This is a genomic window from Stella humosa, assembly GCF_006738645.1.
GTDB classification, from domain to species: Bacteria; Pseudomonadota; Alphaproteobacteria; order ATCC43930; family Allostellaceae; genus Allostella; species Allostella humosa.
In genome coordinates this window covers 247,926-255,000 of record NZ_AP019700.1, presented here as the reverse complement: position 1 = coordinate 255,000, position 7,075 = coordinate 247,926, and the positions used below count along the sequence as shown (strand labels likewise).

At 66.8% G+C, this 7,075-nt stretch carries 5 protein-coding genes and 1 rRNA gene (1 of these 6 running past the window's edge); 2 read left to right on the top strand and 4 right to left on the bottom strand.

Annotation, left to right across the window (positions count from 1 at the left end; genetic code table 11):
• The 3 genes from STVA_RS01230 to STVA_RS01220 all read right to left on the bottom strand — a co-directional run.
• A 16S ribosomal RNA gene (locus STVA_RS01230) occupies positions 1 to 500 on the bottom strand; it reaches 985 nt to the left of the window's first position.
• A gap of 286 nt (positions 501 to 786) precedes the next feature.
• Positions 787 to 2,712, bottom strand: coding sequence for a TRAP transporter permease (locus STVA_RS01225; RefSeq protein WP_123689916.1), 1,926 nt, complete (start codon positions 2,710 to 2,712; stop codon positions 787 to 789).
• 172 nt (positions 2,713 to 2,884) lie between these two features.
• Positions 2,885 to 3,865 carry a TAXI family TRAP transporter solute-binding subunit gene (locus tag STVA_RS01220; protein ID WP_123691239.1) on the bottom strand — a complete coding sequence of 327 codons (981 nt, stop codon included), beginning with the start codon at positions 3,863 to 3,865 and terminating at the stop codon, positions 2,885 to 2,887.
• Between the two features lie 220 nt (positions 3,866 to 4,085).
• Here STVA_RS01220 and STVA_RS01215 point away from each other — a divergent pair, with 220 nt between their 5' ends.
• Positions 4,086 to 5,147 carry a dihydrodipicolinate synthase family protein gene (locus tag STVA_RS01215; protein WP_123689917.1) on the top strand — a complete coding sequence of 354 codons (1,062 nt, stop codon included), beginning with the start codon at positions 4,086 to 4,088 and terminating at the stop codon, positions 5,145 to 5,147.
• 39 nt (positions 5,148 to 5,186) lie between these two features.
• Here the strand turns inward: STVA_RS01215 and STVA_RS01210 are convergent, their stop codons facing one another.
• A complete protein-coding gene (locus tag STVA_RS01210; protein ID WP_123689918.1) occupies positions 5,187 to 5,648 on the bottom strand; it encodes a hypothetical protein in 462 nt (153 codons plus the stop codon).
• Positions 5,649 to 5,876: 228 nt separating this feature from the next.
• Between STVA_RS01210 and STVA_RS01205 the strand changes: the two genes are divergently transcribed.
• Positions 5,877 to 7,070 (top strand): pyridoxal phosphate-dependent aminotransferase, encoded by a 1,194-nt coding sequence (locus STVA_RS01205; RefSeq protein WP_123689919.1) that lies wholly within the window; start codon positions 5,877 to 5,879, stop codon positions 7,068 to 7,070.
• Positions 7,071 to 7,075: the final 5 nt, after the last annotated feature.

The window sequence follows — 7,075 nt, the reverse complement described above, 5'->3', positions numbered from 1 at the left end:
CCGAACAACGCTAGCCCCTTCGTATTACCGCGGCTGCTGGCACGAAGTTAGCCGGGGCTTCTTCTCCCACTACCGTCATCATCGTCGTGGGCGAAAGAGCTTTACAACCCGAAGGCCTTCATCACTCACGCGGCATTGCTGGATCAGGCTTGCGCCCATTGTCCAATATTCCCCACTGCTGCCTCCCGTAGGAGTGGGCCGTGTCTCAGTCCCAGTGTGGCTGATCATCCTCTCAGACCAGCTACGGATCACAGGCTTGGTAGGCCGTTACCCCACCAACTACCTAATCCGACGCGGGCTCCTCCAGCAGCAGCAAGCCTTTCCCCCGAGGGGCGTATGCGGTATTAGCCTCAGTTTCCCGAGGTTATCCCCCACTGCTGGGCAGATTCCCACGCGTTACTCACCCGTGCGCCACTAATGGCCGAAGCCATTCGTTCGACTTGCATGTGTTAGGCATGCCGCCAGCGTTCGTTCTGAGCCAGGATCAAACTCTCAAGTTCAATCCCCAATCCAATCCATCAAGCCCGAAGACCCAAAGAACCAGACCAGAAATACAAGAGCATGCTCCCGATCTACGCGTCTATTCTCAAGATACGCAGGACAGTTGCAGTACCCCTCATGGCACCGCCGCCCGCGCATCCCTTCCTTCTATTCCAACGATGTCCAAGAACTCTTTCCCGTTCCGTCCGGCGCCGGTCTCGTTCGGCACCGCCCGTCTGGGAGGCCGGCTTATAAGGGGGTGCCGGAGACCCGTCAACACGTTTGTGACGCTTTTTTTCGAGATTCTCAGGAACCCCCGTTTTTGCTGCGATAAATGCGGGCCATCGCGTAGGCGAAAACCAGGATGGCGCCGCCTGCCAGGTCGCCCCACCAGGCTCCGCCCATCAGGAACAGCCCGCCGCACAGCAGGAGTCCTCGCATCGGCCATCCGAGCGGCATGCCGAGCCAGGCCTCGCTGGCGAAGGCGAGGCTCAGGACACCCAGCACCGCGGTGATCACGGCCACGACGATGGACAGCGCGTCGCCCTGGAGCAGGATGGCAGGCTGATAGAAGAACATGAACGGGACGACGAAGGCCCCCACGCCGTAGCGGACGGATTCGAACGAGGTCTTCCACGGGTCCGATCCGGCCAGGGCGGCCGCGGCGAAGGACGCCAGGGCAACCGGCGGCGTAATGGCCGATATCACCGCGTAGTAGAAGATGAACAGGTGGGCGACCAGCGGCGGAATGCCCATCTGCTGCAGGCCGGGGGCGACGACGGCCGCAGCTATCGCGTAGGCCGCCGTGGTGGGCATGCCCATGCCGAGCAGGAGCGCGATCAGCATGGCGAACAGGAGGGCCAGGAACTGGCTCTCGCCGGCGATCGACAGGATCATGGCCGAGAACCGCCCGCCCAGCCCGGTCAGGCCCAGCACGCCGACGATGATCCCCGCGCAGGCACAGACGGCCACCAGTTGGAGGGATTGCCGGGTAGCGTCGTCCAAGGCGCGGATCGTGGCCCCCACGCCCATCCGCGTCTCGCGGCTGAGCCAACTGGTGACGATCGCCGCCACGATGCCCAGCGTGCCCGCCCGGATGACCGAGAAGCCGGACAGCAGGGTCCAGATTAGGATGATCAGCGGGGCCAGCAGATAGGCCTGGCGCAGGAGGCGCGGGATGGAGGGCAATTCCGACCGCGGCAGGCCGCGGATGTTCTGCTTGATCGCCTCGATGTCCACATGGGCGTAGTTGGCGACGTAGAACAGGCCGGCCGGGATGAGCGCCGCCAGCGCGATGTCGGTGTAGGGGATGCCGGTGATCTCGGCCATGAGGAAGGCGCCCGCCCCCATCACCGGCGGCACCAACTGGCCGCCGGTGGAGGACGTTGCCTCGACGGCCGCCGCGGATGTTCGGGAATAGCCGACGCGGCGCATCATCGGGATCGAGAACATGCCGCTGGCCACGACATTGGCAACGGCACTGCCCGATATGGTGCCGAACAGAACGCCCGAGACGACGGTGACCTTGGCCGGACCGCCACGCACCCCGCCGAACAGACCGATCGCCAGGTTGATGAAATATTCCCCGGTCTTCGACGCCTGGAGGAAGGCCGCAAAGGCCACGAACAGGATGATGAATTGCGACGAGGCCGCCGTCGTCATGCCGAAGATCCCCTCCATGCTGTAGATGAAGGAGAAGAACAGGTCGACCTCGTAGCCGCGGTAGTTGAGGATTCCGGGCAGCCACGGGCCCACGAAGACATAGGCGATGAAGACCAGGCAGATGATCGGCAGGGCCAGCCCCGCCGTTCTGCGGGTGATCTCGACCACCAGGACGGTGCCGATCGCGGCGACGACCGCGTCCATCTGGGTCGGCAGCACGCCGGTACGGCCGATCAGCTCGTCGACGTTCAGCCAGATATAGGCACAGCAGGCGAGCGACAGCAGGATGGCCAGCCAGTCGTACCAGGGCACGCGGCCGCCGCCACCGGTCGAGCGCGCCGAGTAGAGCAGGAAGGCGATCGCCGAGCCCACGGTCACATGGATGGTGCGGAACACCCACTCGTCCAGCGGCACGACATTCAGCACGGCGATGTGAAAGAGACAGTAGGCGGCCGACAGGCCGACGAAGGCGTGCTGGCGCCAGCCATCGAAGCGCCGCGTCCGGGCGCCGAATTCGAACTTGTCGGCCCGTTCGGCGTCCTCGGTCGCCAGGGTCTCGTGCGTATGCATGCTCACTGGTAGCCCCCGTCCCTGCTTGCCGGCTTCGCCTTGTCCGGTCCCCCGCCGATCGTCCCCCACGATCGGCGGGCCAGGCTGCATCTCAGCCATGGAAAAGCGAAAAAGCCCTCCCGCATGCGCGGGAGGGCTTGGATAGTATCGTCTGGTGTCGCGAAGCGCCGCCTCAGGGCTGCGGGGCAGCCCCGGGGTCGATGGCGACGCCGATTTCCTTGTAGTAGCGCGCCGCCCCCGGGTGGAACGGCAGGAAGCGGTTGGTGGTGGCGTTCTTGGCCAGCGTGTCGACTGCGGCCGAATGCGTCTGCACCATCCGCTGGTTGTTCTCCAGCACCGCCTTGGTGATGGCGTAGGCCAGGTCCTCGGGCAGCGTCTTGTGGGCGATGCCGAAGTTCCACATGGAGACCGTCTTGTTGTCGACCGTCTGCTGCTTGTAGGTGCCGGCCTTGATCGTGAATGGGGCGACGTAGGGCGCCTTCTCCATGATCTGCTTTACCTCGTCATCGGTGTAGCCGAAGAAATTCACCTTGTGGGTGGTGTCCAGTTCGCTGAAGGCCGGGATCGGCAGGCCGGCGCCGAAGGCGAAGGCATCCAGCCGCCCGTCGGTCAGCTGCGAGGCCATGTCGTTGCCCTGGCCGAAGCGCGCCGTGACGTTGATGCCAAGGTCCTTGAACCAGCGCGTCATGTAGACGCCGGGCGTGCCCGCCGCCGGCCCGAACCCGACGGTCTTCCCGTTCAGGTCCTTCATGGACTTGACGTCGGCGGCACCCGACTTCTGGATCGAGACGACATGGAACGGCGTCTCGTACATCGGGAAGAGCGCCCGGATGTCGGTGTGCTTCACGTCCTTGTTGATGACGAGCGTGCCGTTCCACGCCTCGTACGCCGGGCCCATGGTGGTCATCCCCACCTCTGCCCGCCGCTGCTGGATCAGCACGACATTCTGGTTGGGCCCTTGCGTCTGCATCGTCGAGGTCGGGACCTTGACCACGTCGCTGATGACGGCGGCCACGCCCTGGCCATATACGGCGAAGGTGCCGCCCGGCGATGCCGTGGTCAGGGTAAGGGATTTCGGCCAGTTCGCGTTCTGGGCCATGGCGGACCCGCTCGCCACGGCCAGGGCCATGATCGACAAGGCAATACGGTACATCGGCGCTTCCTCTCGTCGGTTGACGTCACCGGCCGCAGCCCGCGTCGACCAATTGGTGCGGCGCAACTTGCGGTCGAACGGCCCGGCGTTCCCCACCCGAGAATAGAGCCCGGGGCGGCCGGCGGCAAGCATCCCACCCAATCCTGGACAAGCCGACCGCCTTGACTTCGCCCGGCCGCATCAGGCGTCATCCCGGGCCAATCGAATGGAAGGAGGCAGGATGCCGAAACGCTGGCAGGACATCGACCCCGCGACCCTGGCATTGCTGCGAGCCGGCACCGTCATCCCCGCCCATCCGCTGGCCCTGGATGCCGACCGCCGGCTCGACCGCCGCCACCAGCGCGCGCTGTCGCGCTACTATCTGGCTTCGGGTTCGGGCGGCATGGCGGTCGGCGTGCATTCGACCCAGTTCGCGATCCGCGAGACCGGCCTCTATGAGCCCGTCCTGCGCATGGCGGCCGACGTGGCGGCCGGGGCGGGCCGGCCCTTCGTGCTGGTGGGCGGCATCGTCGGCCGCACCGACCAGGCCCTGCGCGAGGCCGCCATCGTCCGCGACCTCGGCTACCACGCCGGCCTGCTGGGGCTGGGCGCCTGGCGCGGCGCCAGCGAGGACGAGGTGCTGGAGCATTGCCGACGGATCGCCGCCGAAATCCCCATCATGGGGTTCTACCTGCAGCCGGCAGCCGGCGGCCTGATCCTGTCGGCCGATTTCTGGCGCCGCTTCGCCGAGATCGAGAACGTCGTCGCCATCAAGATGGCGCCGTTCAACCGCTATCGCACGCTGGACGTCATCCGCGGCGTGGCCGACGCCCGGGCCGAGGACCGCATCACGCTCTATACCGGCAACGACGACCATATCGTGCTGGACCTGCTGACGCCCTTCGTGGTGCGCCGCGGCGACGACAGCCTGACCCTGCGCATCCGCGGCGGGCTGCTCGGCCATTGGAGCGTATGGACCAGGCGCGCGGTCGAGCAACTGGCCCGCATCCAGGCAGCCGTCGCCGCCGGCCCGATCCCGCCCGACCTGCTGGCGCTCGATTCGATGGTGACGGACGCCAACGCAGCCTTCTTCGACGTCGCCCATGATTTCCGCGGCTGCATCCCCGGCTGCCACGAGGTGCTGCGCCGCCAGGGGCTGATGGCCGGCACCTGGTGCCTGGACCCGGACGAGACGCTGAGCCCCGGCCAGGCGGCCGAGATCGACCGCGTGCTGGCGGCATATCCCGAATTGAACGACGACGCCTTCGTCGATGCCAACCGGGAAGCGTGGCTGGCAGATTGAGAGCGCTGGCAGACTGAGAGCGTTGGCCGACTGAGGCGTTCAGTCGTCCTCGAGAATGATCGGGGAGTGGCTGATCTGCCGCTTCAGGGCGGCGAACGCCTCCTCGATCCGGTGCGAGATGTCCTCATAGGCTTCGCGCTCCTGGCTCATGCCGATATCGGTCAGGATGCGCAGGGTCGCGGGCGCGATGCTGGGGTTGAGGCGCAGCATGCCGCGCAGCGAGCGGTCGCGATGGTCGAATCCGGCCACCTGGAAGCTGAAGGGCTGGGCCGACACCAGCAGGTGGGCCACCAGCACCATGAACTCCCGCGAGCTGGGGCAGTCCCGGCTGGGATGCACGACGGTCGCCGTGCGATCGGTCAGCGTCAGGCGGGAATTCTCCGACTGGTCGGGCCGAAAGACGGTCAGCGGCACGCCGCTGCGCTCGCAGGCGCGCTGCAGGTGGAGAATGTCGGCGGACAGAATCCACCGCAGGTCGATATCGGGATCGTCGAGCCACATGCGCTTTGCAAAGCATGAAATCGGATGAAGGGGAAGGCCGAAGCCGCGCCATATCGCAACGACCCTGCCCCCGTGCGGTTCCCCGGCGCCCGGTTCCCCAACGTCCGGTTCCCCAACGTCCGGTTCCCCGGCGCCCACCACTCCTCCGGGATTAACGTTGCCTCTGCGGCAGGCCTTTGCGAGATTGCCGGCCGTTTCCGCCGCCGCTTCCCCACGAGGGCATCGCCAATGACCGACCAGACCGCCTCGCTCGCCGACCGCCTGTCCTTCGCGGCCCCGGTGCGTCCGGCCGCCGGCATCCTTCCCAGCTCCAAGATCGGCGAGGTGGCGATGGTCGGGCGCGGCGACCCGGACGTCATCCCGCTGTGGTTCGGCGAGGGCGACCTGACGACGCCCGACTTCATCAACGCGGCCGCCACCAAGGCCCTGCAGGCGGGCGAGACCTTCTATACGTGGCAGCGCGGCATCCCCGAGTTGCGCGACGCGATCGCCGCCTATACGCAGCGCGTCTACGGCATCGACTGCGGGCCGGAGCGGATCACCGTCTCGGGCTCGGGCATGCAGGCGATCCTGCTGACCTGCCAGGCGCTGGTTGGCCCCGGCGACAATGCCGTCATCATCGGCCCGATCTGGCCCAACATCGTCTCCTGCGTCGAGATCCAGCAGGGCGAGCCGCGGATGGTCGACCTCACCTTCGACGGCTCAAGCTGGAGCCTCGACCTCGACCGCCTGTTCGCGGCCGTCGACGATCGGACCCGCCTCATCTTCGTCAACACGCCCAACAACCCGACCGGCTGGACCATGCCGTCGGAAATGCAGAAGGCGCTGCTGGACTTCTGCCGCGCGCGGCGGATCTGGCTGGTCGCCGACGAGGTCTATGCGCGCATCGTCTACGACCGGCCGGTCGCCCCCTCGTTCCTGGAGCATGCCGGCCCGGACGACCCGCTGATCGTGGTCCAGAGCTTCTCCAAGCCGTGGGCGATGACCGGCTGGCGGCTGGGCTGGATCACCTCGCCCGACAATTTCGGCGACCTGCTGGCCAAGCTGACGCAGTTCAACACCTCGGGCTCGCCCGCCTTCCTGCAGCATGGCGCGCTGGCCGCGATCAACGAGGGCGAGGAATTCCTGGCCCAGATGGTGGAGCGCTGCCGCGTCGGGCGCGAGGTGGTGCTGCAGGGCCTGTCGCGCTTCCCGCGCGTGCGCATCGCCCGCCCGGACGCGGCCTTCTATGCCTTCTTCGCGGTTGACGGGATGGACGACAGCCTGGAGTTCGCCAAGCGGCTGGTGCGCGAATCCAAGGTCGGCATCGCGCCCGGCATCGCCTTCGGCGCGGGCGGCGAGGGCTATTTGCGCCTGTGCTTCGCCAGCGCACCGGAGCGCCTGCACAAGGCGATGGACCGGATGGCCCCCCTGCTTGCCTGACGGCG

Excerpts from the sequence above, each read along its gene's own strand:
- STVA_RS01225 (WP_123689916.1), bottom strand. The coding sequence starts at position 2,712 with ATGCATACGCACGAGACCCTGGCGACCGAGGACGCCGAACGGGCCGAC.
- STVA_RS01220 (WP_123691239.1), bottom strand. The coding sequence starts at position 3,865 with ATGTACCGTATTGCCTTGTCGATCATGGCCCTGGCCGTGGCGAGCGGG.
- STVA_RS01215 (WP_123689917.1), top strand. The coding sequence starts at position 4,086 with ATGCCGAAACGCTGGCAGGACATCGACCCCGCGACCCTGGCATTGCTG.
- STVA_RS01210 (WP_123689918.1), bottom strand. The coding sequence starts at position 5,648 with ATGTGGCTCGACGATCCCGATATCGACCTGCGGTGGATTCTGTCCGCC.
- STVA_RS01205 (WP_123689919.1), top strand. The coding sequence starts at position 5,877 with ATGACCGACCAGACCGCCTCGCTCGCCGACCGCCTGTCCTTCGCGGCC.